Annotated in this window: 32 protein-coding genes, 1 other RNA gene and 1 riboswitch; of the genes, 6 read left to right on the forward strand and 27 right to left on the reverse strand. The window is 70.4% G+C overall.

Annotation, left to right across the window (positions count from 1 at the left end; all coding sequences use genetic code 11):
- Positions 1–106: 106 nt before the first annotated feature.
- From C7S10_RS11650 to C7S10_RS11660, 3 genes are all read right to left on the reverse strand, one after another.
- Entirely contained in the window at positions 107–391 is a 285-nt protein-coding gene (locus C7S10_RS11650) for a DUF3039 domain-containing protein (protein ID WP_108344594.1), read from the reverse strand.
- Positions 392–418: 27 nt separating this feature from the next.
- On the reverse strand, positions 419–985 hold the full coding sequence (locus tag C7S10_RS11655; protein WP_108344694.1) for a YqgE/AlgH family protein: 567 nt from the start codon (positions 983–985) through the stop codon (positions 419–421).
- 128 nt (positions 986–1,113) lie between these two features.
- Positions 1,114–1,641 carry a hypothetical protein gene (locus C7S10_RS11660; protein ID WP_108344595.1) on the reverse strand — a complete coding sequence of 176 codons (528 nt, stop codon included), beginning with the start codon at positions 1,639–1,641 and terminating at the stop codon, positions 1,114–1,116.
- Positions 1,642–1,785: 144 nt separating this feature from the next.
- Here C7S10_RS11660 and C7S10_RS11665 point away from each other — a divergent pair, with 144 nt between their 5' ends.
- Positions 1,786–2,499 (forward strand): TetR/AcrR family transcriptional regulator, encoded by a 714-nt coding sequence (locus tag C7S10_RS11665; protein ID WP_108344596.1) that lies wholly within the window; start codon positions 1,786–1,788, stop codon positions 2,497–2,499.
- 3 nt (positions 2,500–2,502) lie between these two features.
- On the opposite strand, the gene C7S10_RS11670 is transcribed toward C7S10_RS11665, so the two are convergent.
- The 5 genes from C7S10_RS11670 to C7S10_RS11690 form a co-directional block, all read right to left on the reverse strand.
- Positions 2,503–3,507, reverse strand: a complete 1,005-nt coding sequence (locus C7S10_RS11670; RefSeq protein WP_108344597.1) for a DUF3048 domain-containing protein — start codon at positions 3,505–3,507, stop codon at positions 2,503–2,505.
- Between the two features lie 147 nt (positions 3,508–3,654).
- Positions 3,655–4,224, reverse strand: a complete 570-nt coding sequence (locus C7S10_RS11675) for a C40 family peptidase (RefSeq protein ID WP_108344598.1) — start codon at positions 4,222–4,224, stop codon at positions 3,655–3,657.
- Positions 4,225–4,227: 3 nt separating this feature from the next.
- A riboswitch (cyclic di-AMP (ydaO/yuaA leader) is annotated at positions 4,228–4,404 on the reverse strand.
- Positions 4,405–4,622: 218 nt separating this feature from the next.
- On the reverse strand, positions 4,623–5,390 hold the full coding sequence (locus C7S10_RS11680; RefSeq protein ID WP_108344599.1) for an SDR family NAD(P)-dependent oxidoreductase: 768 nt from the start codon (positions 5,388–5,390) through the stop codon (positions 4,623–4,625).
- A gap of 53 nt (positions 5,391–5,443) precedes the next feature.
- Complete coding sequence (locus tag C7S10_RS11685) at positions 5,444–6,568, reverse strand: hypothetical protein (RefSeq protein WP_108344600.1); 1,125 nt, start codon at positions 6,566–6,568, stop codon at positions 5,444–5,446.
- A gap of 35 nt (positions 6,569–6,603) precedes the next feature.
- Positions 6,604–7,017 carry an HIT family protein gene (locus tag C7S10_RS11690; RefSeq protein ID WP_108344601.1) on the reverse strand — a complete coding sequence of 138 codons (414 nt, stop codon included), beginning with the start codon at positions 7,015–7,017 and terminating at the stop codon, positions 6,604–6,606.
- Between the two features lie 73 nt (positions 7,018–7,090).
- Here C7S10_RS11690 and C7S10_RS11695 point away from each other — a divergent pair, with 73 nt between their 5' ends.
- A complete protein-coding gene (locus tag C7S10_RS11695) occupies positions 7,091–8,449 on the forward strand; it encodes a hypothetical protein (protein ID WP_108344602.1) in 1,359 nt (452 codons plus the stop codon).
- A 6-nt stretch (positions 8,450–8,455) separates the two neighbouring features.
- On the opposite strand, the gene C7S10_RS11700 is transcribed toward C7S10_RS11695, so the two are convergent.
- The 10 genes from C7S10_RS11700 to ftsE form a co-directional block, all read right to left on the reverse strand.
- Complete coding sequence (locus C7S10_RS11700) at positions 8,456–9,610, reverse strand: NAD(P)/FAD-dependent oxidoreductase (RefSeq protein WP_108344603.1); 1,155 nt, start codon at positions 9,608–9,610, stop codon at positions 8,456–8,458.
- Positions 9,611–9,742: 132 nt separating this feature from the next.
- Positions 9,743–10,111: a transfer-messenger RNA gene (gene ssrA / locus C7S10_RS11705) on the reverse strand.
- Positions 10,112–10,194: 83 nt separating this feature from the next.
- On the reverse strand, positions 10,195–10,767 hold the full coding sequence (locus C7S10_RS11710) for a hypothetical protein (protein ID WP_108344604.1): 573 nt from the start codon (positions 10,765–10,767) through the stop codon (positions 10,195–10,197).
- Positions 10,764–11,705, reverse strand: a complete 942-nt coding sequence (locus C7S10_RS11715) for an epimerase (RefSeq protein ID WP_108344605.1) — start codon at positions 11,703–11,705, stop codon at positions 10,764–10,766. Before C7S10_RS11715 ends, C7S10_RS11710 begins: the two co-directional genes overlap by 4 nt.
- A 36-nt stretch (positions 11,706–11,741) precedes the next feature.
- Entirely contained in the window at positions 11,742–12,635 is an 894-nt protein-coding gene (locus C7S10_RS11720) for an amidohydrolase family protein (RefSeq protein WP_108344606.1), read from the reverse strand.
- Positions 12,632–13,165, reverse strand: a complete 534-nt coding sequence (locus C7S10_RS11725) for a hypothetical protein (RefSeq protein ID WP_108344607.1) — start codon at positions 13,163–13,165, stop codon at positions 12,632–12,634. Before C7S10_RS11725 ends, C7S10_RS11720 begins: the two co-directional genes overlap by 4 nt.
- Entirely contained in the window at positions 13,165–13,653 is a 489-nt protein-coding gene (smpB, locus tag C7S10_RS11730; RefSeq protein ID WP_108344608.1) for an SsrA-binding protein SmpB, read from the reverse strand. The genes C7S10_RS11725 and smpB overlap by 1 nt, the downstream gene beginning before the upstream one ends.
- 38 nt (positions 13,654–13,691) lie before the next feature.
- A complete protein-coding gene (locus C7S10_RS11735; protein WP_108344609.1) occupies positions 13,692–14,951 on the reverse strand; it encodes a M23 family metallopeptidase in 1,260 nt (419 codons plus the stop codon).
- Between the two features lie 89 nt (positions 14,952–15,040).
- Entirely contained in the window at positions 15,041–15,952 is a 912-nt protein-coding gene (gene ftsX / locus C7S10_RS11740) for a permease-like cell division protein FtsX (RefSeq protein ID WP_108344610.1), read from the reverse strand.
- A gap of 19 nt (positions 15,953–15,971) precedes the next feature.
- A complete protein-coding gene (gene ftsE, locus C7S10_RS11745) occupies positions 15,972–16,661 on the reverse strand; it encodes a cell division ATP-binding protein FtsE (RefSeq protein WP_108344611.1) in 690 nt (229 codons plus the stop codon).
- Between the two features lie 62 nt (positions 16,662–16,723).
- Here ftsE and C7S10_RS11750 point away from each other — a divergent pair, with 62 nt between their 5' ends.
- Entirely contained in the window at positions 16,724–17,335 is a 612-nt protein-coding gene (locus C7S10_RS11750; RefSeq protein WP_133176498.1) for a hypothetical protein, read from the forward strand.
- Positions 17,336–17,379: 44 nt separating this feature from the next.
- Here the strand turns inward: C7S10_RS11750 and prfB are convergent, their stop codons facing one another.
- Both prfB and C7S10_RS11760 read right to left on the reverse strand, forming a co-directional pair.
- Positions 17,380–18,501, reverse strand: a complete 1,122-nt coding sequence (gene prfB / locus C7S10_RS11755; RefSeq protein ID WP_207769343.1) for a peptide chain release factor 2 — start codon at positions 18,499–18,501, stop codon at positions 17,380–17,382.
- Between the two features lie 139 nt (positions 18,502–18,640).
- On the reverse strand, positions 18,641–19,438 hold the full coding sequence (locus C7S10_RS11760) for a hypothetical protein (protein ID WP_108344614.1): 798 nt from the start codon (positions 19,436–19,438) through the stop codon (positions 18,641–18,643).
- Positions 19,439–19,562: 124 nt separating this feature from the next.
- Here C7S10_RS11760 and C7S10_RS11765 point away from each other — a divergent pair, with 124 nt between their 5' ends.
- Positions 19,563–20,039 carry a Fur family transcriptional regulator gene (locus C7S10_RS11765; RefSeq protein ID WP_243395325.1) on the forward strand — a complete coding sequence of 159 codons (477 nt, stop codon included), beginning with the start codon at positions 19,563–19,565 and terminating at the stop codon, positions 20,037–20,039.
- A gap of 3 nt (positions 20,040–20,042) precedes the next feature.
- Here the strand turns inward: C7S10_RS11765 and C7S10_RS11770 are convergent, their stop codons facing one another.
- The 7 genes from C7S10_RS11770 to C7S10_RS11800 all read right to left on the reverse strand — a co-directional run bounded on the left by C7S10_RS11770 (position 20,043) and on the right by C7S10_RS11800 (position 24,215).
- Positions 20,043–20,480 carry a pilus assembly protein TadG-related protein gene (locus tag C7S10_RS11770; RefSeq protein ID WP_108344616.1) on the reverse strand — a complete coding sequence of 146 codons (438 nt, stop codon included), beginning with the start codon at positions 20,478–20,480 and terminating at the stop codon, positions 20,043–20,045.
- A complete protein-coding gene (locus C7S10_RS11775) occupies positions 20,477–20,959 on the reverse strand; it encodes a hypothetical protein (RefSeq protein ID WP_108344617.1) in 483 nt (160 codons plus the stop codon). The genes C7S10_RS11770 and C7S10_RS11775 overlap by 4 nt, the downstream gene beginning before the upstream one ends.
- Positions 20,956–21,363: a TadE/TadG family type IV pilus assembly protein gene (locus tag C7S10_RS11780; protein WP_243395326.1), complete on the reverse strand. Its 408-nt coding sequence runs from the start codon at positions 21,361–21,363 to the stop codon at positions 20,956–20,958. The genes C7S10_RS11775 and C7S10_RS11780 overlap by 4 nt, the downstream gene beginning before the upstream one ends.
- Positions 21,364–21,367: 4 nt before the next feature.
- Complete coding sequence (locus C7S10_RS11785) at positions 21,368–21,577, reverse strand: hypothetical protein (protein ID WP_243395327.1); 210 nt, start codon at positions 21,575–21,577, stop codon at positions 21,368–21,370.
- A 61-nt stretch (positions 21,578–21,638) separates the two neighbouring features.
- The gene (locus tag C7S10_RS11790) at positions 21,639–22,580 is read right to left on the reverse strand and encodes a type II secretion system F family protein (RefSeq protein WP_108344619.1); all 942 of its coding nucleotides are present in this window, start codon (positions 22,578–22,580) and stop codon (positions 21,639–21,641) included.
- A 7-nt stretch (positions 22,581–22,587) separates the two neighbouring features.
- Positions 22,588–23,442 (reverse strand): type II secretion system F family protein, encoded by an 855-nt coding sequence (locus C7S10_RS11795; protein ID WP_108344620.1) that lies wholly within the window; start codon positions 23,440–23,442, stop codon positions 22,588–22,590.
- A complete protein-coding gene (locus C7S10_RS11800) occupies positions 23,442–24,215 on the reverse strand; it encodes a TadA family conjugal transfer-associated ATPase (protein ID WP_207769344.1) in 774 nt (257 codons plus the stop codon). Before C7S10_RS11800 ends, C7S10_RS11795 begins: the two co-directional genes overlap by 1 nt.
- A gap of 67 nt (positions 24,216–24,282) precedes the next feature.
- On the opposite strand from C7S10_RS11800, the gene C7S10_RS11805 reads away from it, so the two are divergent.
- Together C7S10_RS11805 and C7S10_RS11810 are read left to right on the forward strand one after the other, a co-directional pair.
- Positions 24,283–25,881, forward strand: coding sequence for an ATP-dependent nuclease (locus C7S10_RS11805; protein WP_108344621.1), 1,599 nt, complete (start codon positions 24,283–24,285; stop codon positions 25,879–25,881).
- A 5-nt stretch (positions 25,882–25,886) separates the two neighbouring features.
- Positions 25,887–26,975 carry a UvrD-helicase domain-containing protein gene (locus C7S10_RS11810; RefSeq protein ID WP_165807127.1) on the forward strand — a complete coding sequence of 363 codons (1,089 nt, stop codon included), beginning with the start codon at positions 25,887–25,889 and terminating at the stop codon, positions 26,973–26,975.
- The last annotated feature ends 16 nt before the right edge of the window (positions 26,976–26,991 follow it).

Genomic DNA, 26,991 nt, shown 5'->3' on the forward strand with positions numbered 1-26,991 from the left:
GCCGCCTGCTGCCAGGCGCGCAACGACGGCGCCGTGCCCCAGGCCGCGCGGTCGGGCCACGCGGGGGTGAGGACGGGCTGGGGGTGGACGGGGTCGGTCGGTCCCGTCACGCGTCGGGGCCCTGGTTGCCACCGTCACCGCTGCCGTCGCCGGGCTTCATCTGCTCCCAGATGTCCTTGCAGTCGGGACAGACCGGGAACTTCTCCGGCGCCCGGGACGGCACCCAGACCTTGCCGCACAGGGCGATGACGGGCGTGCCCATGACCATCGCCTCGGTGAGCTTGTCCTTGGGGACGTAGTGGCTGAACTTCTCGTGATCACCCTCGTCGGTCGGCTGGGTGCGACGGTCTTCGATCGTCTGCGTGCCGGGCGAGAATCCGATGGTGCTCATGGGGAGGAGTCTAGGTCAGTCGGGCGCTCAGTTCAGGTCGGGATCGGCAGGCCGGGTCACGTGCCACGACAGCTGCCCGGGCTGGCGGCGCATCACCTCGCGCCACAGGTCCGTGGTGTCGGCGCGGAACGCGTCGGCGCTCTCGCCGGCGACGACGTACCAGCTCCCCTCGGCGATCTCGGCGTCGAGCTGGGCGCGTCCCCAGCCTGCGTAGCCGGCGTAGACGCGCATCTCGCCGAGCCCGCCGTCGACGAGCTCGACCGGGGTGTCGAGGTCGACCATGCCGAGACGGCCCGTGACGGTCCGGAAGCCGACGGGCACGTCGCCGTCGTCGTGCAGCAGGGCGACGGCCAGCGCGCCGTCAGGGCTGACGGGGCCGCCGCGGAAGAACACCTCGGGCTCGGCGCACAGCGCGCCCCACGGCGCGAGCACCTCGGCGACGGGCACCGGCGACGGACGGTTCAGCACCACCCCGAGCACGCCGTCGTCGTCGACGTCGAGCACCAGCACGACCGTGTGCGCGAAGTTGGGATCGACCAGCTCGGCGGTGGCGAGCAGGAGGCTGCCCGCAGCCACGTGGGTCCGGCCGGTCATGTCGTCCAGTATGTCCCAGACGTGCACGCCCGGACGTGCGAGACGGCCCTCGCCCGACGTCCTGGGAGGGGAGGGTGCGGATGGGGCCGCACGGCGTCGGGGAGGACCGTCACGTCGAGGGGCGCGGTTCAGGCCGCGGTGAGCACCGCCCGCAGGCGCTCGACCAGCGACGGCGAGCCGGAGGCGGCGCGGGGCGCCGGGACGGTCAGCGAGGCGCGTGCCCGCTCGGCGATGCGCTCGCCGGCCGCCGCCGCGCCGTCGTCGCGAGCCGAGGCGCGACCCGCCATGACGGACAGGAGCACGTGCTCCTTGGCGGCCGAGGTCGTCATCGCGCGCGCCATCTCGGCATCGAGGGGCTCGGCGCGGTAGCGGTCGAGGATCGCCCGCACGCCGGGGAGCTCCGCCGCGGTGGCCTGCCAGGCGGCGAGGACGGCGCCCTCGAGGTCCATCGGCTGGGTCATCAGCTCGCGCTCGATGCGACCGGCCAGGCGGGTGTGCCAGCGCAGGGCCAGCGCGCCGAGCAGCGTCAGCTCGTCGCGGAACGTCTCGGCGACACCATCGACGTCCATCGGCAGCAGGCCGTCGCGGCGGGCGTCGGCCTGGGTGATCACGGCGCGGAGGACGTCTCCGCGGTGGTGAAAGGACGTCCAGGTCATGGCGGCTCCTTCGGGCGATCGTGTTCCATACCAACGGTACGTACCCAGAGTATGTCGGCCGGCAGCCCGGACAAGGACGCACGGCGGTGATCCCGCCCACACCGAACGTCTCGGCGTCCGGACGGCCGGACCTACACTCGCCCGGTGAGCAAACCCGCGGCGGCCCGGCTGATCCCCAAGGTCCCGACGAAGGTGCCCCGGGTCGGCGCTCGCCGTACCACCCGCTCCTCCACCAAGCGCGAGCTCGTCGCCGTCGCCGAGGAGCTCTTCGCCGAGCAGGGCTATCCCGCCACGTCGCTGGACCAGATCGTCGGCCAGGCGCAGGTGACGAAGGGCGCGCTCTACCACCACTTCTCCGGCAAGCAGGCGCTCTTCGAGGCCGTCTTCGAGCGGGTCGAGGCCGAGGCCCGCGCCTCGATCCAGGCCGGCCTCAAGGATCAGCGCGACCCGTGGCTGAAGGCCCAGGCCGGGCTGCGCGCGTTCCTCGACGTCGTCCAGCAGCCGGCCTACCGGCGGATCGTGGTCCTCGACGGCCCCTCCGTGCTGGGCTACGAGCGGTTCCGCGAGCAGGAGGAGCGCTCGACGTTCGCGATCGTGGTCGAGATCGTCCGGGCGGTGCTCACGGCCGGGGAGTGGGACGACGGCGAGGTGGACGAAGAGATGCTGCAGACCTTCACGCGCGTCTTCTTCGGCGCCATGTCGTCGGCCGGCACGTCCGTGGCCTCGAGCGACGACCCAGCCCTGGCCGCCCAGCGGGTCGAGGCGGCGCTGGGGTTCATCCTCACGGGCCTGCGCTCGCTGGCCGACGCCGGCGTGCCGCTGCCCGACCCGGCCGCGGGTCGGGACAGCGCTCGCTGAGGGCTACTTCGCCCAGGTGACGTTGCCGCTGCCCTGCGGCACCAGCTCGATCCAGGTGCGACCGGCGGGGACGGTGAGCTCCTCGCCCTTCTTCGTCTCCAGCTTGATCGCGCCGGTCAGGCCGTCCTTGGTCCAGGTGCCCTGCACGACCTTGCCGTCGTGGAAGAGCTGCGCCGGACCGGTGCCCTCGAACTTGGTCTCGGGCACGGGATAGCCGGCCGGGTCGCGATAGCCCGCGTCGCCGATCTCGACGCGCATCACGAGCACGCTGGTCGCCGGGAACTGGTCGCCCTCCGCGGCGTACGAGTTGGCGTTGACGTAGGTGCCGCCCTGGAAGGTCCAGTCGGTCGTGTGGCCGCCGAAGGAGGCCGAGAGCGACGACGCCTTCTTGCCACCGGGGAAGTCGGCCTCGGCGCCGAAGTCGAGGTAGGGCTTGGGTGCCTCGCCGCCCTTGATGCCCTTGGCGATCACGTCGGGGTGCGCGAACAGGTTGTACGGCGCGGAGCGCCCCGTGTCGCGGTAGACGCCCTTGGCTCCCTCGGTGACGAACGGGATGCCGGCCTTGTTGATGCGCTGGAGCGTGATGGCCGCTGCGCCGCTGGTGATCACGTGCGCACCGGTGGGGACGATGCCGATGTCGCTGGCGCGCATCGAGCGCACCGGGCCGACGACTCCGGGGACGGTGGAGTAGTAGAACGCCGCGAGCCGGGTCATCCCGCCCTCGACCAGTTCCTCCACGACCATGTCGGCCTTGCTCAACCCGATCTGCGGGGAGCTCGACGAGGTGTTGTCGACCTTGGTCACGATGACCGGGTGGGTGGGTGCGTCGCCGTCCATCTCGAGGCCGGTCAGCGGCCACAGGGCCGGCTCCTCGGGCGTCTCGGTGGCCTCGGCCGACGGCTCCGCGCTCGAGGAGGACTCCTCGGTGGGCGTCTCGTCGTCACCCCCGCAGGCAGCCAGTCCGGTCAGCAGGGCGGTGGCCGCGAGGGCGGCCTGGATGCGTCGCATGCGGGGGTGCACGGCGTACTCCGTTCAGCGGGGTGCAGAGGAAAGTCGACGACCAGTGTGGCTCCGGCCGCCAACGCGATTCCGTAGGCGCGCCCACGGTGTGGTCCCGGTCACACATGGACCGGGACCACGCCCGCGGGTGCCGCGTCAGCGCAGGGTGCCGCCGAACCAGCTGCTGGTCCACGGCGCGGCGACGGTGACGCTCTGGCCGGAGCCGGGCGCGTGCACCATCATGGCGTGGCCGTTCTCGTTGCCGATGAAGATCGCGGCGTGGTAGACGCCGCCGGCGCCGTAGAAGAACATCAGGTCGCCGGGGCGCATGTCCTCCTTGGCGATCCGCTTGGTGTAGGCCGCCTGGGCGCCCGAGGTGCGGGGGACGTCGAAGCCGGCCGCACGGTAGCTGTAGAACACCAGGCCCGAGCAGTCGAAGGCGTTCGGGCCGGCGGAGCCGTAGGAGTAGGCATCGCCGCGCTGCGCCATGGCGGTGCGCTGCGCGTCGGCGATGCGGTCGTCGAGGCGCTCGGAGGCGCGCTCGCGGCGGGCCGCCATGGTCTTGTCGAACTTCTTGACCTGGCTGGTCGAGAGGGCCACGGCGCCGGAGCGGAAGTCCGCCCCGTCGGCGGCATGTGCGGGAGCGACGGCCAGGGTGGTGGCGGAGACTCCGAGGGTGACGAGGGTGAGCGCGCCGGAGCGCGCCAGGCGACGAATCGCAGGCATGGTTGCTGTCCTTTCCCACGCCTGTGAGGTGAGCTGTCGGATTAGGGCTGGAAAGTGCCCCGCCACCTGTCGGTGGCTTCACCCCGAGCCGCCTGCGCACGCTGGTCAGCGTTGCAGCCGGCAGTGGAACCTGTGGGTCCCCCACTCCTGCCCGAATTCGTGACTCGGGGGTTCGTCTCCGGCGGGCAGGACTCGGCGTTACCGGCGACGACTATGAGGTTGTCTGGCCCTTCTCCACTCCCATACGGCGGAGACTGAGGCCTCGGCGACGTTAGGCACGGAAGCGCTCGAAATCCAACCGGCCGACACGACGATGGGTCGTGTCGGCCGGTGCTGAGCGTGGATCCGGGCCCGGGACGTGACGAGCGTCTCCCCCGCCGGCCGCGGTGTCGGTGTGTTCAGCCGAGCTTGGCGCCCCCGTCGACGTACAGCGTCTGACCGGTGATGTACGACGCCTCGTCGCTGCACAGGAACGCCGCCGCGGCGGCGATGTCCTCGGGGAAGCCGACCCGGCGGACCGGGTTGGACTCGGCGGCGGCCGCGCGGAAGTCCTCGACGCTCATGCCGACCCGGGCGGCGGTGGCGTCGGTCATCTCGGTGGCGATGAAGCCGGGGCCGATCGCGTTGGCGTTGATGCCGAACGGGCCGAGCTCGATGCCCAGCGTGCGGGTGAAGCCCTGGATCCCCATCTTCGCGGCGGAGTAGTTGGCCTGGCCGCGGTTGCCGAGCGCCGAGACGCTGGAGAGGTTGAGGATCTTGCCGTACTTCTGCTGCACGAAGTGCTTCTGCGCGGCCTTGGTCATGTTGAACGCGCCCTTGAGGTGCACGCCCATCACGAGGTCCCAGTCGAGCTCGGTCATCTTGAAGAGCAGGTTGTCGCGGGTGATGCCGGCGTTGTTGACCAGGACGTGGATGCCGCCGAGCTCGGCGACGACGCGCTCGACGGTCGCCTCGGACGCCGCGGTGTCGGAGACGTCGCAGCCGATGCCGATCGCCCGTGCGCCGTCGACCAGCTCGAGCTTGGCCGCCGCCTCCTGGGCCGCGGACTCGTCGAGGTCGACGACGGCGATCGACGCGCCCTCGCTGGCGAAGCGCTGCGCCGTACCGAACCCGATGCCGCGCGCTGCTCCGGTGATGACTGCGACGCGACCGTCGAAGCGACCCATGGTGACTCCCTCAAGACCTGTGGAATTTGGACGCGGCCGAGACTAGTCCCCGGTCACCAGCTCCACGGTCGCGGCTCGTCCCATGCGAGCACATGACCCCAGTGCTCGCGGCGCCCGAGCGTGACGAGCGCGTCCTCGTCCAACGTGACGGGGTCGAACGTGGACAGCACCGCACGGGGCGGACCCGCGTCGCAGTTGGCGGTGTGGGCGATCACCAGTCGGTCGTCGCGGGCGTCGACGAGGCTGATCCCGCCCGTGCTCCCGGGCACGCGCACCATCCTCTGCTCACCCCGGGCGTTCTCGCGCGTCAGGAAGGATCCCCCGCACGGGCCGTTGCCCTCGAGGTAGGCCACTCCCCCGACTTCACGGACGTCGGTGTCGTCCCAGCTGGGGCCGCGGAAGCCGGGCGAGCTGGTCCGGCGCAGTCCGGCGCGCGGGGTGATGGAGCCGTCGAGGCCGACCGTGACGAGCTGCGAGCCCTTCCGTGAGAAGCAGGAGGCGAGCAGCTGCGTGTCGTCGTACCACCTCAGCGGCCGGCACTCGCCCGGTGTCGCGAGCTCGCTGGGCGTCGAGCCGTCGAGCGGCATCACGGTGAGGTGGCCGGTTCCTGCGACCACGGCGGCGTTGCCGTCGGGGGTGGTGATCGGACTCCAGCTCGTCCCGCCGCGGCCGACCAGGGTGCGGGTCCCGTCCCAGCCGATGGAGAGGACGTTGCCGCCGATGGTCTGGGTCAGCACGCCGGTGCCGTCGGGGCGGAGGCCGGCCGAGGTCGCGCGCTTCGGCAGCGCGAGGCTCTGGCTGGCGCCGGAGCGGAGGTCGACGCGGATCGCCTGCGTGCGCGAGAGGCTGACGTAGCGCTGGAGCAGCGCGACCCGGGTCTCGGGGTCCCAGCCGACGAGGGTGAAGTTGCTCGGGTCGACGTGGTGCCTCAGCGGCTGCCTGGTCGTGGCGTAGAGGGAGTAGCGGGTGCCCTCGGGCGAGACCAGCTCGAGGCTGCGCGCCTTCAACCGCAGCTCGCCCTGCACCATCCGGCCACGGTCCACCGTCGCGAGCGTCCAGCCCTCGCCGACCTCGTCCCACGGCACGCTGGCGCGGCGTTCGACCGCCTCGGCAGCGGCGGCGGGAGCGACGAGCGCGAGCATCAACAGGGCGAGCAGCGGCGCGATCAGCTTCCTCATGCCCCTGTGACGCGTGGGGTCGGGGAAGGGTTGCGTCAGTCCGCGAGAGCGTCGCGGAGCCGGGCGGCGTGCTCGTCCATCTCGCCGGCGGCGTACTTCGTGCGCGGCCAGAAGAACCCGCGGAGCCCGTCGCCCTTGGTGCGGGGCACGACGTGCAGGTGCAGGTGCGGCACCGACTGGCTGACGGTGTTGTTGATCGCGACGAACGAACCCTGGGCCCCGAGTCCCGTCTTCACCGCGGTGGCGAGGTCCTGCGCGGCGGAGAGGAACCCGTCGCGCTGGTGGGCCGGCAGGTCGGGCAGCGTCTCCACGTGGTCGCGCGGCACCAGCAGGACGTGACCCTTGAACACCGGCCGCTGGTCGAGGAAGCCGAGCAGGCCGGGGCGGTCGAGCACGATCGACGCCGGCTCGTCGCCGCTGATGATCCGGCAGAAGACGCAGTCAGCCATGCCGGCGAGCCTAGATCAGTCGCCCCCAGACCCCCGTCGCAACCAAACGGCGCACGCCGACCGTCACACGGTCATGACGACGACGAGGTGGGCCGCCTCGGGCCTCGCGGCTCTGCTGCTCGTGGGGGCCACCACGACGGCGGTGCACGCCGGGACACGTGAGGCAGCCCCACGGGTGACGAGCGTGACCAGCGCGTACGGCGACGGGCCGGTCCGCCTCGACGGCCACGACGCCCGGATCACCTTCACCGGGCGCCAGGGCGACGTCGTCCACCTCGACACCGGGACGGCCGAGCGCATCGGGGGCTCGAGCACCAGGCTCCTCTCGTCCGGCCGCACAGTGCCGCAGACCTGGAAGTTCTACTGGAAGCTGCCCCGCACCGGCCGGTTCACGTTCGCCTTCCGCGCCTCCGACCACGACCGCCCGGGCCGCCTCCTCCAGCTGGAGAAGGTGCGCGTCGCTCGGGCCGGCATCGACGGCGCCCCCGTCGCGGGACGACCGCAGCGTCGCGGCTTCATCAACGCCGTGGCGGTCGACCTCTCGGCCGGCGACCGCGTGCTGCTCACGTCCCACGACTGGTCCCACCTGCTCCTCACCCCGGGCGGCCAGTCGGCCGGGTTGTACGGCGAGGACCTCCAGCTCGAGGTCGGCCGATCGATCCACACCACGATCGGCGACACCAGCACCGTCCGGCCGGGCGCCGGTCGCCTGCTGGTCCTGGCCAAGGGGACCAGGCCTACGCAGGTCACGCGCAGCACCGTGCAGCCGATCGCCACCGACGGAACCGTCGAGGAGCTCACCTCCGACCGCCGACCCCGGGAGCACGTCTTCACGTTCGACGCGAGCGACGGTGACGTGGTCGTCCCCGACTTCCACGGCACGCGCCGCTGGTCGCGGGTCTTCGAGGGCGCCGACGGCGTCATCGCGGAGGACGCCCCCAGCTCGGGCGCCTACTGGGTGGACGGCACCGGGGTCGCGCGCTACTCGGTCATCACCCGGGGCAAGCCCGGGCGGACCATCCGGCTGAGCCTGACGAAGGCGCTGCGCCTCCCCGACCTGACCACCCTCGACGACCCGGTCACGCTGGCCACGACGACGCCGGGCCAGTACGTGGCCGTCGAGCTGCCGCCGTACCCCAACCCGTATCCGATCGGCATGAGCGCGACCAGCACGACCTTCACCACCAGCGACGGCTCGGCGCCGGCGTGGGCGGTGCACCTCGAGCCGGCCCGGCCCCACAACTGCCAGGCCGATCCGCAGGCCCCGCTCGGGTGCGGGGAGTACTACCCGCTCACCATCGACCAGGACCACCCCAACAACAATCCCGAGATCGGCTACGGCTTCACCGGCAACTCGCTGGTGCTGGCCGTCCCGCCGACCGTGTCGGGCAGCGTGACGATCGCGCTGGTGCAGAAGGTCTGGCCGTCCTGACGGTCGTCAGCGGGCGGCCCGCACCTCGGCGGCGAGGTCCTTCGAGAGGTCCCACTCGTTGACGTGCATGGCGGCGACGAGCAGGTCTCCGCGGTACCACCGCGCGACGAACGAGTCGGCTCCGCTCGACCCGTCCTCGATCTTCACCGAGTCGTAGCCCTCGGATCCGGGATGGCCGAAGTACTCCAGCCCGAGGTCGTACTGGTCGGAGAAGAACATCGGGATCTCGTCGTAGCTGACGGACTCACCGAGCAGGGCGTGCGCCGCGGCCTTGCCCTGGCTGACGGCGTTCTGCCAGTGCTCGACGCGGACGCGCTCACCGAGCAGCGGATGGGCCTGGTTGGCGACGTCTCCGGCGGCGAACACGTCGGGGTGGCTGGTGCGCAGCCCGGCGTCGACCAGGATGCCGTTGTCCACGTCGAGTCCGGCGCTGCGGGCGAGGTTGTCGTCGGGCGCGGCACCGATGCCGACCAGCACCGTGTCCACCTCGAGCTCGGTGCCGTCGTCGAGCACGGCCGCCGACCCGTCGAGCTGGTCGAGCGAGGTCCCGGTCCGGAGGTCGACGCCGTGGCGGCGGTGCACGTCGGCCAAGCGCTGGCCGACCTCCGCGCCCATCGCCCCGAGGAGCGGCTGCTCGGCGGGCTCGACCAGGGTGACGCCGACACCGCGACCGCGGGCCGTGGCCGCGACCTCCATGCCGATCCAGCCGCCTCCCACCACGAGCAGCCGCGAACCCGGAGAGAGCCGGTCCTGGAGGTGCCGCGAGTCGTCGAGGCTGCGGAGGTGGACGACCTCGACCCGGTCGGTCGAGCTGATCGGGAGGTGGCGCGGCTGGGCGCCCGTGGCGATCAGCAGCTTGTCGTAGGACTGGTCGCCCCGGCTGGTGCAGACGGTGTGCCCGTCGAGGTCGATGCTCTCGACGACGGTGCCGGAACGGACGTCGACGTCGTGCTCGGCGTACCACTCCCGGGGCTTGAGGTAGGCGTCCTCGGCCGCCGACTCGCCCGCGAGGAAGCCCTTCGACAGCGGCGGTCGCTCGTACGGCGGGTGCGGCTCGCCCGCGAACAGCACGAGGCCGCCGTCGTACCCACTCTCGCGCAGCTCGACGGCGGCGTTGCCCGCCGCCATCCCGCCACCGATGATCACGATGGGCTCGGTCATGCGACATCTCCGTCCGTCGAGGGTCCTCCCAGTCTGTACGGCGCACGGGAGCGAGCCAACCCCGGACGTGACGATGGCGGTGTCTCGCGGTCACCGTGGTGACTGCGGGACACCGCCATCTCTCAACAGGGCTGGTGGAGCTGGCGGGAATCGAACCCGCGTCCTCGAGCGTCGAACCAAGTCTTCTCCGGGTGCAGTCAGTGCTGTCGTCTTCTCAGTCCCGGCGCTCGCACTGACACGTCGCCGACAGACTCAGTCAGGATGAAGTCCCGATCACCCCTCCTGACAAAGGTGATCAGCAAGTCCTCTAGATGAGGCCTGGGTCCGGGACGAGGACGGGTGCCCGGTCAGACCCTTCGATCACTGCTCAGGCAGCGAGAGCGAAGTCGTTGCGGTTTGAGTTGGCAACTATGGTTTTCCAGCGATCGTTAACGAGATGACGCTGGCTTCTCGACCCGCTTCCCCTGGAACTAACGTCCCAAGTCGAAACCGATCAGCCCCTCTTGAGTTGTGTGTGGGTCAGTCTACGGGTCAACACCGACAGCCGTCGCGCGCATTCCCCTCCGACCGCCGCCGGCGCGGATTCAGGACGCCGAGAGCTCCACCTGGTCGCCGAGGTCGACGACCTCCTGCGAGGTCGTCAGGCTCAGCCGCGGGTCGGTCACCAGGGCGGCGAGGTCTTCGAGCGGGACACCGAGATCGAGGTCACGCGGGTCGTCGGTGACGTCCGGGCCGATCACCTGCACGGCGACGTCCTCCCCGTCGCGGCGGTCGATGACGTAGACGACGCCCGGGTCCTCCTCGGGCTCGAGGTCCTGCCAGGCGATCGTCACGTCGTGCCCGTCCACGGTGTCGTCGACGCACTCGTCGAAGAACGTCGGCGTCGCGCACACGAGCGGGCTGTCGGTGGTCGGGGCGACGACGACGGCCAGCGACACGTCGCCGTACTCCGACCGTGCCCCCGGCGAGGGCTCACCCAGCTCGCGGGTGAAGACGTCCCACGCCGTGACCTCGACCGGCGACAGGTCGACGTGCTCCTGCGTGATCGCGGCGATCGCCTCGGGGGTGATCGGCTCGTCACCGGCGACGGCCTCGTCGGAGGACGAGCACCCGGCCAGTCCGAGCGCGAGCACAGCGACGACGATCCCCCGAGTCATCGCCCGAGCCTACGGCGGACGAGGTCCTCCGCGGCCTCGGGCCAGGCCGGGAACTCGAATGCGAAGCCCTCCGCCAGCAGCCGGGTCGGCACCACGCGCCGGCTCTTGAGGAGCAGCTCGGTGTCGGTGCGCAGCACGAAGGCGCCGATCTCCGCCATCCACCGCGTCGCGGGCAGGCCGGGACGACGTCCGCGCAGGGCCTTCATCAGGTCACGCTGCGGCAGCGGACCGGGTGAGGCCAGGTTGACCGGTCCGTGGAGGTCGTCTCGCTCCAGCAGCGTCTCCACGGCGCGGACGAAGTCGCGGTCGTGGATCCACGAGACGTACTGCCGCCCACCCGCGACGGGCCCGCCGAGCCCGAGCCGCGCCATCCAGAGCAGGACGTCGAGGACGCCGCCCCGGTCGGGGCTCATCACCATGGCCGAGCGCAGCGCGACCTTGCGCGTCGCCGGGGTGTCGGCCATCAGCTGCGCGGCCTCCCACCGCTGGGCGATCTCCACGCTGAAGGCCCAGTAGTCCGGCACGTCCGGCTCGTCGCCGCCGATCACGCCGTCCTCGCCGTTGGCCGCGCCGTGCGTGTGGGCGTAGATGGTGGCGGTGCTCGCCTGGAGCCAGACCCGCGGCGGGCGGGCGGCGCGCTCGATCGCCTGGCCGACGGCGAGCGTCGAGTAGACCCGCGAGTCCATCATCTCGGCGAGGTGCTCGTCGGTGTAGCGGCAGCTGACTGTGCGCCCGGCGAGGTTGATCACGGCATCGGCTCCGTCGACCTCGACGGCCCAGTCGCCGACGTTCCGCCCGTCCCACACCACGTGCCTGACCCCGCTCTCGAGCGGTGTCGCGTTCCGGCTGAGCACCACGACCTCGTGCCCGGCCTGCGTGAGCGCACGACGCAGGATCCCGCCGACCTGTCCGGTCCCCCCGGGGATGACGATCTTCATGGCGCAGACAGTACGCCATGTTTTGAACGCGTTCAATTACGCGATCAGACGCTCCCCGTTGCTCCAGCAGACCGCGCGCAACCAGTCGTCGCCCAGGTCGAGACGCTCGAGCGCCTCGAGCTGGTGGCGGTAGGGGTAGGGGATGTTCGGGAAGTCGGAGCCCAGCAGCACCTTCCCGGCCAGGCCGAGGTCGCGCACGCGCGGGAGGAGGCCGGGTGGGAAGACCCCGCCCATCTCGGAGAAGAAGTCGGTGAAGGCCATCGTCGTGTCGAGGTGCACCCGGTGATGCGTCTCGGCCAGCTCGAGGAACGGGGCATACTCCGGCGCTCCCATGTGCGCGATCACCAGGCACAGCCGGGGGTGTCGCGCGAGCAGCGCGGCGACCGGGTCGGGTCCGGTGTACGTCGCCGCCACCGGCCCGCTCCCCGCGTGCAGCACGACCGGGGTGCCCGCCTCGGCGACCAGTCCCCAGGTCTCGTCGAGCAGCGGGTCGAGCACCGAGAAGTCGCCGACCTGCACGTGGATCTTGAAGACGTCGATCGTGTCGAGGCGCTTCGCGACGTACGCCGCTGCCGACTGCTCGGGATAGAAGGTGCCGCACACCAGCGCCTCCGGCACGCGCGCCGCGAAGTCGGCGGCCCACTCGTTGAGCCAGTCGGCCATGTCCGGCTTGTGGGCGTAGGCCAGGGCGGTGAAGCGGCGTACACCCAGGTCGCGCAGCGTCGCGACCAGCGCCTCGTCGGTGTCGCGGTAGTGCAGGGGCCACGGTCGGCCGATCAGCGGCCCCGCCGCGTCGAACTGGGCGCGCACCTTGGCCATCACCCGCGGCGGCAGGAAGTGGGTGTGGATGTCGAGCAGACCCGGGAGGCCGAGCCGCGTCCACCAGGCGTGGACGGCCTGAGCATCGGTGGAGGTGTCGGTGTCGCTCACGCCTGGACCCGGGCGCCGTTGGCGGCCAGGCAGGACACGAACTCGCTGGCGTAGCCGCGCTCGCGCAGGTCCTTGAAGTCGTTGCCCATCATCCGGTTGATCCGCTCGCGGCTGACGTTGCAGCTCGCGGTCTGCCACGTCCCGGGACCGGTCGGCCAGGTGATCGAGACGTCGGCGCCGTTGAGGCTCATGAAGCCGCGTCGCGCGACCACCAGGGTGTGGCACGCCGCGCGCCAGTCGGGGGCGGAGGCGCCGTCGGGCGTGAAGGTCATCGTCCCGGACTGCACCTCGAAGACCCCGAACGTGGAGCTCAGGGTGCTCCCGATCATGCCGCCCGCGCCGGTGCCGAGGATCTCGCCGTTCCACCGGCCGGCGGCCGCGCTGCCCTCGGGTCCACGCCAGTCGGCGGGCGCGGGGCTGGACGACGAGCCGGGCTGCTCCACGACCTTGAACTTCGCGATCACCACGAACAGGACGATGAAGAAGAGGACCAGGACGAAGAACCCGGCGAGGACGAGCACGGCGATCATCAGTCGGTGAAGCCCTTCAGCCGCCGCTGGACGGCCTGCTCCTTCTCGCGGTTGGACTGCCGCTCGGCCAGCGAGTGGCGCTTGTCGTACTCCTTCTTGCCCTTGGCGATCGCGATCTCGATCTTGGCGCGACCGTCCTTGAAGTAGAGCGAGAGCGGCACGATCGTGTATCCCTTGTCGCCGACCTTGCGCTCGATCTTGGTGATCTCCACGCGGTTGAGCAGCAGCTTGCGCTTGCGGCGGGCGGCGTGGTTGGTCCACGAGCCCTGGGCGTACTCCGGGATGTGGACGCCGTGCAGCCACGCCTCGCCGTTGTCGAGGTCGACGAACCCGTCGACGAGGCTCGCGCGGCCCTCGCGCAGCGACTTCACCTCGGTGCCCTGGAGGACCAGGCCGGCCTCGTAGGTGTCCTCGATGTGGAAGTCGTGGCGGGCCTTCTTGTTCTGCGCGATCAGCCGGTTGCGCTGATCCTTCTCCTTCGCGGCCATTCGCCCATCTTCTCATCAGGCCGCAAGCCGAAAGCGCCCTACAGGTAGTTGGCCGGGTCGACGGCCTTGCCGTTGGACATCACCGTGAAGTGCAGGTGGCAGCCGGTCGACCAGCCCGTCGAGCCGACGTAGCCGATGACGTCGCCGCGCTTGACCTGGGCGCCGACGCCGACGGTGTAGGACGAGGCGTGGTTGTAGATCGTCGCGATGCCCGCGCCGGCGAGGGCGCCGTTGTCGATGATCAGCCGGTTGCCGTAGACGTCGCTGTAGTAGGACGAGATGACCCGCCCGTCCTCGGCGGCGACCATCGGCTCGCCGCAGCTGACGCCGAAGTCGGTGCCGTCGTGGAGGCCCCAGTAGCCGTAGATCGGGTGCGTGCGCCAGCCGAAGGGCGAGGTGACAGACCCCGGCACCGGCCGCTGCAGCAGCCCGGTGGTGGGAGCGGCGCGCCCGCTGGCGGCAGCGGCCGCACGGGCGCGGGCGAGGGCCCGGGCGGCGATCCGCTTGAGCCGCTCCTCGATCTGCTTCTTCTCGCGCTCGGCGGCCTTGAGCTTGCGTACGTCGCGGGCCTTGATGCGCGCCGCGTCGGACCGCGCCGACTTGCGCTCCCCCACCAGCGAGACGACCGACGCCTTGGCGCTCGCGGCCTCCGCCTCGAGCTCCTGGGTCTCGGCGAGGTTGGCCGCAGCCTCCTCGCGCTTGGCCTCGACGTCGTCGCGGGCGGCGGCGACCTGGTCCTCGTGGACCTCGAGGAGCACCTCGGTGGCCTGCAGCCGGTCGTAGTCACGCGTCTGCTTGTCGACCACCGCCTGGTTGACGTCCGCGCGGCGGGTGAGGTCCTGGGCGGACTCGGAGTCGAGCAGCGACGAGAACGCCATCAGGTCGGGGTCGCCCTGGGTGTAGAGGTCCTTGATGGTGTCGCCGACGACCTTGCGCTGCGCGGCGACGTCCGCCTCCCCCGCGACCACCTCGGCCTGGGCGGCGGCCAGCGTGGCCTCGGCCTCGGCGAGGAGCGCGGCCGCGGCGGCGTCCCGCTCCTGGGCGACGCTGAGCTTGCCCTGGGCGGTGGCGAGCGCCGTACGCGCGTCGACGAGCTGGCCCTGGGCCGCCTCGAGCCGCTCGGTGGCCCGGCTCAGCTGCCGGCTCGAGTCCTCGAGGTGCTCGTGGGCGCGGTCGACCAACTTCTCGGCCTGCTTCTGCCGGTCCTTGAGGTGGTCGTCGGCAGAGATCGCGGCGAGCGCCGGGGGGACGGAGAGGGTGCCCAGTGCGAGGACCGCGGCGACGGATGCTGCGGCCATGCGTGTACGGGCGGTACGGGGGAAGGATCGCACCGGGAAGCCTTACGTGTGTTCGGGGAAGGGAACGCGATGAAGGTAACCCGCCCGGATCACACTTTGAGGTATTTGCGCGTCAGCACGAGTGTCGGGAGCACGGTGAGCAGCGGACCGAGGATCGCGACCACCACCACGCCGACGAGGTACTGCTCCATCCCGATCCACGGGATGAACTGCAACCGGTCGGTCGCGCGCTCCTCGATCCCGAAGTACATGAACGCGCCGAGGGCCCCCACCGCGAGCAGGACGCCGAGCAGCGCGGTCACCAGCGCCTCGAGCAGGAAGGGCAGTGCGATGTAGAGGGTGGAGGCGCCGACGAGCCGCATGATGCCGATCTCCTTGCGGCGCGCGAAGGCCGCGAGGCGGATCGTGTTGGCCACCAGCAGCAGGGCCGCGACGACCAGGAAGGCGGCCGTGGCGATCGAGACCCACTGCAGCATGTTGATGGAGCCGATGATCGGCTCGATGTAGCGGCGCATGTCCTGCACGCCGGACACGCCGTCGAGGCCGGTGACGGCGCTGGCGATGCCCTGGAACTTCTCGGGGTCCTTGAGCTCGACCCACAACGACTCGGGCATGTCGTCGGCGGTGAGGATGGCGTTGTCGCCCTCGAACTTCTCCGCGCCGTAGAGCTCCTTGACCTTCTCGAAGGCCTCGTCCTTGGTCTCGAGGTCCCAACCGGCGGCCTCGGGGTTCTCGTCGATCACGGTGGTGATGGCGTCGCGCTGGGCATCGGTGACCTCACCCGCGCAGGCGGGGTTGCGGTCGTCGTTGTTGCAGAGCAGGACCTGGATCTGGAGCTGGCTGCCCCAGTGGTCGGCGGCCTTCTCCGCCTGCAGGTGGAAGAGCACGCCGAGGCCGACGAGAGTCAGCGAGACGAAGAGGGTGAGGACGACCGCGAGGTGCATCGACAGGTTGCGCCGGAGCCCCTGGCCGAGCTCGGAGAAGACGTAGCGAAGCTGCATGGATCTGTGTCAGTCCTTCTCAGTTGGAGGTGCCGTAGACGCCCTGCGCCTGGTCGCGCACCACTCGGCCGTTCTCGAGCTCGATGACGCGCTTGCGCATCTGGTCGACGATCCCCGCGTCGTGCGTGGCCATCACCACCGTCGTGCCGGTGCGGTTGATCCGGTCGAGGAGCTTCATGATCCCGACCGAGGTGGTCGGGTCGAGGTTGCCGGTCGGCTCGTCGGCGATGAGGATCTTGGGCCGGTTGACGAAGGCGCGGGCGATCGCGACACGCTGCTGCTCGCCACCGGAGAGCTCGTCGGGCAGCCGGTCGCCCTTGCCGGTCAGGCCGACCATCTCGAGGGTCTCGGGGACCAGCGTCTTGATGTCGCCACGCGACTTGCCGATGACCTGGAGCGCGAAGGCGACGTTCTCGGACACGGTCTTGTTGCCGAGCAGGCGGAAGTCCTGGAAGACGGTGCCGATCTCGCGACGCAGCCGCGGCACCTTCCAGCTCGCGAGCCGGTTGATCTCCTTGCCCGCGACGTACACCCGGCCCGCGGAGGGGCGGTACTCCCGCAGCACGAGGCGCAGGAAGGTCGACTTGCCCGAGCCCGACGACCCCACGAGGAAGACGAACTCGCCCTTGTCGACGTCGACCGAGACCTGGTCGAGGGCCGCGTGGGCGTGGCCGGGGTAGGTCTTGGTGACCTTCTCGAAGCGAATCACGGCCCCGAGGCTACGCGGTGGCCCCAGCGATCCGCGGCATCGCGGAGCCCTAGGCTGGCGTGGTGCTCGCCTCATCCCGTACGCCGCCGCGCCGGCGTCGCCTCGCCACGGCGGGCCTGGCCATCGGGGTGCTGCTCGTGGCGGTCACCGGGTGCTCGGGCGACGACGACCCGGCCACCCCGACGGCCCCGGCCGCCGCCGAGCCGACGCCGCTGGCCGACTACGACACCTCCGGCCTGGCCCTGGTCCGGGGTGACTTCTGCGAGCGCGTGCCCGCGGACGCGGTCGCGGCGGCGCTGGACGGCGAGGCGACCGACGCCGCCTCGTGGCGCCCCGGAGTCAGGCTGCCGGGCACCCGCGACATCAGCAACGAGTTCGGCTGCTCGTGGACGGACGGCTCGGCCACCGCCCGCGCCTGGGTGTTCGCTCCCCCGATCACCGCGTCCCGCGCGTCCGACTTCGTGTCGGAGACCGTCGGGAAGGGTTGTCGCCGCCTGCGGTCGGCTCCCGACCTCGGGTCGCCGAGCGTGGCGCAGCAGTGCGACGACTCGACCGGGTTCCACGGACTCGTCGGCGACGCGTGGGTGGGCTGCGAGGTCAGTGCCGCGGCGACCGACGAGGACCTCGTCGGCGAGTGGTGCGTCGCCGTACTCGAGGCCCTGCGGACGTCATGAGAGGTGGTCGCTCCAGCAGCCACTGCCCATGACGTCAACCGGGATCAGGCGTCGGCCTCGGCCTTGTCGGTGCCGCGGCGCCAGCGGATGCCGGCCTCGAGGAACCCGTCGAGGTCGCCGTCGAAGACCGCTTGCGGGTTGCCGGACTCGTAGGAGGTCCGGAGGTCCTTGACGATCTGGTAGGGGTTGAGCACGTAGTTGCGCATCTGGTCGCCCCACGACGCCTGGACGTCGCCGCGCATGCCGTCGAGGTGGGCCTTCTCCTCGGCCTTCTTGAGGGCAAGCAGCTTGGCCTTGAGCACGACCATCGCGCTGGCCTTGTTCTGGAGCTGGCTCTTCTCGTTCTGGCACTGCACGACGGTGCCGGTGGGGATGTGGGTCAGCCGGACGGCGGAGTCGGTCGTGTTGACGGATTGGCCGCCGGGGCCGCCGGAGCGGTAGACGTCGACCTTGATGTCCTCGTCGTTGATCTCGATCTCGTCGGTCTGCTCGAGCACCGGCACGACCTCGACGGCTGCGAAGGAGGTCTGGCGACGGCCCTGGTTGTCGAAGGGGCTGATCCGGACGAGGCGGTGGGTGCCGGCCTCGACGGAGAGCGTGCCGTAGGCGTACGGCGCGTGGACCGCGAAGGTCGCCGACTTCAGGCCCGCCTCCTCGGCGTACGACGTCTCGAACACCTCGACGGGGTACTTGTGCTGCTCGGCCCAGCGCGTGTACATCCGCATCAGGGTCTCGGCGAAGTCGGCCGCGTCGACGCCGCCGGCGCCGGAGCGGATGCTGATCAGGGCCTCGCGGGCGTCGTACTCCCCGTTGAGGAGGGTGCGGATCTCGAGGGACTCGACGGACCGCTTGATCCGGTCGAGCTCGAGCTGCGAGTCGTCGAGGGTGGCGGTGTCGCCCTCCTCCTGCGCCATCTCGACCATCAGCGCGAGGTCCTCGATGCGGCCCTCGAGGCTGGTGAACTTGTCGAGCTCGCCCTGGATCGCGGAGAGGCGGCCGGTGACGCGGGTCGCGTTGTCGACGTCGTCCCAGAGGTCGGGCGCGGCGACCTGGTCCTCGAGGTCGGCGATCTCCTCGCGCATCTTGTCCAGGTCGAGGACCTGGCCGATGGTGCTCATGGTCGCCTGGAGCTGCTTGATCTCTTGGTCGAAGTCGGTGCCTGCCACAAGGGGAAACAGTACGGGGCGGGCGGTCGGGTGGCGAACCGCCCGGGCCCGTCGCTGAGGACGGACGACGGGCGGCTCTGTCGGGCGGTGCGAGCCCGACTCCTGCGCTCCCATCTGGGAAGGGGGAGCGAGACTGTGGCTACGTCGTGCAGAGCACCTCGGGGGTTGCGACGGCAGTGTTGGCGGCCGGTGTGCCCGAGGAGGCCAGCTCGTAGCGGATCCGGAAGGCATCGGTGACGTTGGTCTCCGCGTCCTCGATGACCTGGCCGAGCACGAGACCGGAGGCGAAGGCGACCCTGTCGTCGATCTTGAGGGCCACCGTGCCGGTGCCACCGGTGGCCGAGGAGTCGGTCAGCGCGTAGGTCGCTCGCAGCTTGAGGCACTTCTTGCCGAGGGTGTACTCCACGTAGTTCGGCGCGTCCGGTGCCGTGCTGATCAGGCTGTTGGCGAAGTTGTCCGCGCCGATCATGGCCGTCGTGTTGATGATGCCGGCAGCGACCCCGCGCTGGCGCGAGGCCAAGGGGCCCCAGGCGTAGACCGTGAGCTCGAGCTCGCTGCTGACGCCCTTCGCGACCTTGCCGGCCGCGGGCTTCAGCACGCGGTAGAAGCGGGTGCCGGCCACGCTGGGCTCGTCCTTCAGCAGGAAGGTGCCGTTGGCCCGGACCTTCGCCGTGCCGGACTGCGACCACGTCTTCTTGCCCTCCAGGCGCTGCTGGAGCACGACCTTGTCCCCCGCCGCGCCCGGTCGGACCGAGCCGCGGATCTTGACGGTGTCCTCCTTGGCGACCGCGGTGGCCTTGCTGATCCGCGCGGAGACGGAGTAGCCCGGAGCCTGGCGAGAGGCCGAATCGCTCGCGTGGGCCGTCGCGGTGGTGGAGGCGAGGAGCGGAGCGACGACCAGCGCCAGACCGGCGCCGGTGGTGATGATGCGGTTCATGGGAGTCCCCCTGTCGTGCGGCCCTGTCGGCCTGCTGCAAGAGGGATGCGTGCGTACGCCGATTAGTTGCCGACCAGTTCCGGCCGGTGTGGCGTGCGGGCGGACCACCGACCAGACTGGGCGCGTGACCAGCTCATCGTCCCCGGGGTCCCGCGTCGACGGCGCGATGGCGATCCTGCGCGCACGTGGCGAGCGGGTGACGCAGGCCAGGCGCGCGGTGGTCGAGGTGCTGGACGCCACTGCCGAGCACCTCGACGCCGACGAGATCGCCGCACGTGCGGAGGCGTCCGCCCCCGGGCTGCACCGCACGACGGTCTATCGCGCGCTCGCCACCCTGGGCGACCTCGGGATGGTGTCCCACACCCATGTCGGCGGGGCGGCCGCGGTCTACCACCTGACGATCGACGACCCCCGCCTCGCGACCGCGCCGTCGGTCCACGCCCACGCCCAGTGCACGGTCTGCTCGGCGGTCTTCGACATCCCCGTGGCGAGCTTCGAGGCCCTCACCGCCGACCTGATGTCCGACCTCGGCTTCCAGCTGGAGCCGGAGCACGCGGCACTGCTCGGCCGGTGCTCGGCCTGCCGTACGTCGAACGCCTGACGCTCACTGCTGGATCGTGACCGCCGCGGTGCTGCTCGCCCCGACGACGGGCTGCGCCGGGCTGCCCGGGATGTGCATCGGCAGGTCGAGCGGCGCGGTCAGCACCACCGTCACCGAACGGTCGACCGCGTTGACCCGGGCGTCGACCTCGATCCCGGGGTAGGTGCGGTCGGCGCCGACGGAGACGAGGTAGGCCTGGACCACCTTCTGCACCGCTCCCTTCTCCTGGAGCAGTCGCTCGGCGTCCAGCCCGCCCTCGTACGTGCCAGCGGCGCCGAGGTCGGCGCCCCGGAGCGCCGCACCGTCGGCAAGCGTGTCGAGGCTCTGGCGCTGGAGGTAGGCCGCCGACGCGTTGATGACCAGCGCCACGCCCATCAACAGGACGGCCGCGAGACCGACCAGCAGCGGGATGGTCGAGCCGCGCTCGTCGCGGGACCTCATTCGTCGGCCTCGACGGCACCGTCCGGTACGGCGACGAACTGGCCGATCGGCACCGTGTGGCTCGCCTTCAGGTCGAGCGAGCGGCGGTCGCTGTCCAGCACGGCTGGCAGGTACGGCAGCGCAACCCCCGAGTCGATCGCGACCGTGATCATCGAGGTCCCGGCGTGGCAGTCCTGCGGGAAGGGCTGGCAGGTCACGACGACCGTGGCCGTCTGGCCCTTCCCGCCCTGGTCGGCGAGGGTCTGGTCCACGACCGCCCGCGCCCGGGCCGCTCCGGTCGCGTCGTCCGGCGCGAGGGCGTACGCACGGGCCGCCGCTCGGGCGGCCCCGTCCAGGGCGAACGCTCCCCGCTGGACCTCGAACACGGTCAGCACGATCCAGGTGATCGGGATGAACAGGATCAGCCCGACCCAGCAGAACTCGACGAGCGCGCTGCCTGATTCCTCGCGTCGCGAACGGCGCCTGCGCAGCTGCCTCATGGCGACTCGATGATCGCGTTGCCGCTGACGGTGACGTCGATCGCAGGTCCGCCGAGGCCGAGCACGGGCACGCTCGCCGTCACCGTGACCCGGTAGCCCGGCGATCCCCCGACGTCGGCCGGGGCGATGGACACGCCGTCGGCGTATCGCTCGTTGACGGTGCCGACGATCTGCTCGATCGTCTTGGCCCGTCCGTCCTCCATGGTGGCCCCGCTGACGGCGGCGCGTCGGGCTCCCTCGGCCGCGGCCGAGGACAGGGTGTTGCGCACGTGCAGCACCAGCGCCAGCTGGAGCAGCGCGGCGAACAGCGGCAGCAGCACCACCAGGATCATCACGAAGTCCACGACCGCGCTGCCGCGCTCGGACCTCCGCATCCGCCCGATCCCCCGGTGGACGAGTGTCACCGGGCTACTTCACGGAGTCGAAGGCCCGCGTCAGGAGAGCCTTGAGCGGGTCCTGGGCGAAGGTGAAGATGGCGATCGCCAACCCGACCGTCATCACCGTCACCATCACCCAGCCCGGGACGTCGCCGCGCTCGTCACGGGCGCGCGACCCCGGCTGTGGCGCCGTCAGCGCGACGTACACACGCAACATCTGGTCGAGAGCGGACTGCTTCATCGGATACCCCGTTCGGTTGTTCGGTCGTGCACGGATGTGGGTCGGGAGGCGGCGGTCTTGGTCACGGCACCACCAGGCTGAGGCCGATGGCGCCCGGGAAGAACGCGAACAGCACCGTCACGGGCAGCACCAGGAAGACGACGGGCGCCATCATGAAGACCTCCTTGCGCGCGGCGGTCTCGATCAGGTTGCGGCGCCCGGCCTCACGGACGTCGGCGGCCTGCGCGTGGAGGACATCGGCCAGCGGCGTGCCGCGCTCGATCGCGACCGAGATGCCGGTGGCGAACCGCGCGACCAGCGGCAGCCCGGTCGTGGCCGCGAGACGGTCGAAGCCGGCGGCGACCGGGGTGCCGGTGCGGATCTCGGCCAGCACCCGACCGAGGTCGGCGGAGAGCTCACCGCCGCTGCGGCGTACGACGCGGTCGAGCGCCGCCACCGGGCTCTCGCCCGCCGCGACGGCCAACGCGAGCAGCTCGGCCACGGTCGGGAACTCGGCCACGATCTGCCGCTCGCGGTTGGTCGCCTGGCTGCTGAGTCGGTTGTCGCGGGCCATCACGCCGAAGACGAAGCCCACCACGCACAGCAGGAGCGCCGAGATCGGGCCGACTGATCCCGAGAGCGCCCGCAGCAGCGAGAAGGCGGCGACGAGGCCGAAGCCCGCCAGTCCCCAGAGCACCTGCTCGACCCGGAACTCGTGCACGGACTTGTCGATCGCCGCCCGCTGGAGCCGGCGGCGCACCGAGGTCGCACCCCCCATCACCTTCTCGACCACGTCGGCGGCCGAGCGCAGGAGCGGGCCGAAGATGCCGGCCGCGGCGACGGTCGGCGACGAGGACGCGACCCGGAGGGTGGGTGTGCGGCCCACCTGCGGCAGGTCGCGGACGTAGGGCATGACCCGCAGGCCGAGCTGCGGACGCCGGATCACCGCGACCCGGGCGGCGACCATGAGCAGGCCGATCGCCGTCGTCGCGCCGAGGATCGCGCCCCACAGTGCGGTGCTCATGAGGCGCTCATGCCAGGATCCGCCGTTCTGCGGGCAGACGTCCGATACGCATCATCACGCGGTAGGCGACGAGGCACAGTCCCGCGCCGACCGAGAGGACCACGATCCCGGCGCCGGAGGAGTAGGCGGTGACGGAGCCCGACTGGAACGACATCAGCAGCAGGACCACCCAGGGCGCCGCCACCGCGAGCCGGGCCCCGTTGACGGTCCAGGCCTGGCGGGACTCCATCTCGGAGCGGGTGCGGGCCTCGTCACGGAGGTAGCCCGAGAGGTTGCGCAGCAGCCGCCCGAGCTCGCCGCCGCCGACCTCGCGAGCGATGCGCAGCCCTTCGACGACCCGGTCGCCGACCGGGTCGGCCAGCCGGTCCTTGAGCCGGTCGAGCGACTCGTGGAAGCGACCGGTCACCTGGTAGTCGAGGGCGAACTCGTCGAAGGCCTCGCGCAGCGCCTCCGGCCCGTTGGTGCCGAGCGCGGAGAGCGCGTCGGGGAGTGAGAGTCCGGCGCGTACGGCGCTGGCGAGGTTGTCCACGGCGTCGGGCCACACGTCGGCGAACTCCCGCTGCCGCTTGGCGGCACGCTGCTTCACGACGGCGATCGGCAGGTAGCCCGCCATCGCCGCGAACGCGACGGCGACCGGGACGGTCCGCGAGACCGCCTGGATGACCACGAAGCCGAACACGAACAGCACCAGGCACAGCGCGAACAGGCTGCCGACCGACACCTCGCCCAGCCCGGCCCGGGCGAGCAGCTGGCGCCAGCGACCGCCGCCCGGCGCGGGGTCCCGCGGCGATCGGGGCAGGAAGAACGCCGACCAGACGAGGAGCAGTCCGAGCCCGAGGCCGAGGCCGACGAGGGCACCCATCAGCGGACTCCGTTGAGGATGCGGTGCAGGTCGATGCCGACGCGCTCGTAGCGCTCGAGCCGCGACGGCATCCCGGCGCCGCGACGCAGCTCGCCGCCGGCCCGCTCGAAGATCGACTCGACCTCGATGTGGTCGTTCTCCACGCGTCCGGGCACCGACACGATCTCGTTGACACGCCGGACGCCCTGGGCGTCGATGCCCAGGTGGACGACGAGGTCGACCGAGCTGGCGACCGTCGGCACGACGAAGCCGGCCGAGATGTTCTCCCCGGCCAGCAGCGGCAGCGTGCACATCTTCACCAGCGCCTCGCGGGCGCTGTTGGCGTGCAGGGTGCACATGCCCGGGAGCCCGGCGTTGAGCGCGAGCAGCAGGTCGAGGCACTCCTCGGCACGGACCTCGCCCACCACGACCCGGCTCGGGCGCATCCGCAGCGCCTCCTTGACGAGGTCGCGCAGCTGGATCTCGCCGGTCCCCTCGAGCCCCGACTGCCGGGTCTGCATCGGCACCCAGTCGGGGTGGTTGAACTGGAGCTCGAAGACCTCTTCGGCCGACACGACGCGGTCGCTGCCGGGGATGGAGGCGGCCAGGCAGTTGAGGAAGGTCGTCTTGCCGGCCTGGGTGCCGCCGGCCACGAGCACGTTGAGGCCGGCACGGATCGAGGCGTCGAGGAAGACCGCCGCCTGGCTCGTCAGGCTGCCGAGCTCGACCAGGTCGTCGAGGCGCTTGGCGCGGACGACGAACTTGCGGATGTTGACCGCGGTGAAGAAAACCACTGCGTCGTTGCGACCATGGCGTGGCGGACGGCCACGAGCGTGATCCCCCGGGGATCATAGGGCCACCATGATCACGAAGGTCGTCATCCAGGGGTACCGCAAGTTCCGGTCATTCTCCGTCGCGCCAGATGCGGCGACGAACATCATCGTCGGCGACAACGAGACTGGTAAGTCAACGCTGCTCGAAGCCATCACCCTGGCTCTGAGCGGGAGAATCGACGGTCGTTGGGCGAACGAGGAACTCAATCCCTACTGGTTCAACGCCGAGGACGTGCGCGACTACCTCGCCGCGTACGCCAAGGACCCGCAGACGCCTGCCCCGTCGATCCGCATCGAGCTCTACTTCGACTCCGAGGATCCCGACGTCCAGCGCATGCGCGGGGTCCACAACTCACTGCGCCTCGACTGTCCCGGCACCAAGTTGGAAGTTGTCCGCAACCCGGACTACGACGAGGAGTTCACGGCCTACATGGCCGACCCCGATCGCCTCGGCGTGATGCCGACGGAGTACTTCGAGGCCATGTGGAAGGACTTCAACGACACGCCGCTGCGTCGGCGCCCCGCGGCCCTCGGGCTTTCGATGATCGACTCACGCACGATTCGGTCGAAGGCGGGGGTCGACTACCACACCCGGGAAATCCTCAGCTCGTTCCTCGAGCCGAAGGAACGAGCAGCAATCTCAGTGGCCCACCGCAAGTCACGCCACGAGATGACGACCTCATCGCTAGGCGGCCTCAACGAGAAGGTGCGTGACGGATCGGAGGACCTTCACGACGCTCCCCTCAGCTTGACGATGGACCAGTCCGCACGGGCCTCCTGGGAGGCTGGCGTCGTACCCCAGGTGGATAACATCCCGTTCGCCATGGCCGGTCAGGGACAGCAGGCATCGATCAAGGTGGCGCTAGCGATGAAGCGCCGCGCCGAATCTGCTCGCACGGTTCTGATCGAGGAACCCGAGACGCATCTTGCCTACAGCCGCCTCCACAAGTTGATCGATCGAGTCGAGACCCTTGCCGGCAAGAACCAACAACTGTTCGTCACCACCCACAGCTCCTTCGTCCTCAACCGCCTCGGCCTCGACAAGCTCATCTGCCTGCGCGGAGACACCCCCGCCCGCATCACCGACCTCGACGACGGAACCGTCGCCTACTTCAAGCACCTGTCGGGGTACGACACACTGCGTCTTGTCCTCGCAACGCGGTTGGTTCTCGTCGAGGGTCCGTCCGACGAGATGGTCTTCAAGCGGGGCTACTTCGACAGGTTCAACAAGTACCCCGAAGCCGACGGCATCGACGTGATCTCCATGAACGGGATCACCTTCAAGCGAGCACTCGAGTTGTGCACTCGCCTCGACCGCGACGTCGTAGCCCTCCAGGACAACGACGGAACGGATGCTGCCAACATCGTCGAGGAACTCAAGGAGTACCTGTCTGTAAACCGCAAGATGTTCGTTGGCGACCCTGCGCTCGGCAAAACCCTGGAGCCACAGCTCGTCAAGGCCAACGGCGTCGATCACATGCGGACGGTCTTGGGTCTGCGCCCACAAGACAATCCCGACACCTGGATGCCCAACCACAAAACCGAAGGCGCCCTGCGCATTCTCGAGTCAGAACAGACGGTTGTGATGCCTGACTACGTCAAGCAGGCCGTCGAGCACTTCGCATGAACCGAGTGATTCTGGCCGTCGCCGGCGGGCGCAAGACCCAGTCGATCGTCGAGGACTGCAGATCATGTCCAGAAGGCCGTCGCATCCTGGTTCTCGGGTACACGACCGCAAGCCAGCACGAGCTCCTGACTCGGATTCGAGCGGCCGGCGTCCACGGTCACCAAGTCGAGGTGATGGGTTGGTTCGCCTTCCTCCTGCAACACCTCGTCCGCCCCTACCTCCCGCTCCTCTACGAGGGCCGGCGGTTGACTGGCCTCAACTTCGAGGGCGACCCCGGCCGCTACGCCACGGGCATCGAACGTTTCCTCGACACTGACGACCGCGCATACATGCTGCACCTCGCCAAGCTTGCGCACGACGTGGCGGCGGCGAGCAACGGCGCCGCGATCGACCGGCTCGAACACATCTACGACGAGATCTACATCGACGAGGTACAAGACCTCGGCGGATGGGACCTCGAGATCATCCAGCTCCTCTTGAAGACAAAGCTGAGAATCACCATGGTCGGCGACATGCGGCAGGCGCTGCTCTCTACCAACATCAAGGACCCCAAAAACAAGCCGTACCGCAAGGAAAAGATCTTCAACTGGTTCCAACTGATGGAGCAGCGCAAGCTCCTCAGTATCGAACAGGCACCAACCACCTACAGGTCAAGTCAGCCCATCGCGACATTGTCCGACTCGATCTTCGACCCGAGCCTCGGGTACGCGCCGACCATCTCGGCATCAACCGAGACACACGAACACGCGGGACTCTTCACCGTTCGAGAAGCCGACGCCATCGAGTACGCCCAACGCCATGAGGCCCTCTGCCTCCGCCACAGCAGAGCCGTCGCCAAGCACCTGGACCTTCCCTTCATGACTTTCGGGGTGGCCAAGGGACGCACCGTAGACCACGTCCTGATCTACCCGACGGCAAAGGCGCTCCAATTCCTCACCGGTGGTGCGCGCCTTGAGGGCCAAGCCGCCTGTGCGCTGTATGTAGGTGTCACCCGCGCCAAGCACAGCGTTGCCTTCATCACCGACCAACAACTTCTCAACACCACCGCCTGGACCCGTGCGCCGATACTGCCGAAGGCCCCCGGACCGTCCTAGCCATCGCGTCCGTCAG

Origin of the sequence: Nocardioides currus (assembly GCF_003057875.1) — a bacterium.
GTDB classification, from domain to species: domain Bacteria; phylum Actinomycetota; class Actinomycetes; order Propionibacteriales; family Nocardioidaceae; genus Nocardioides; species Nocardioides currus.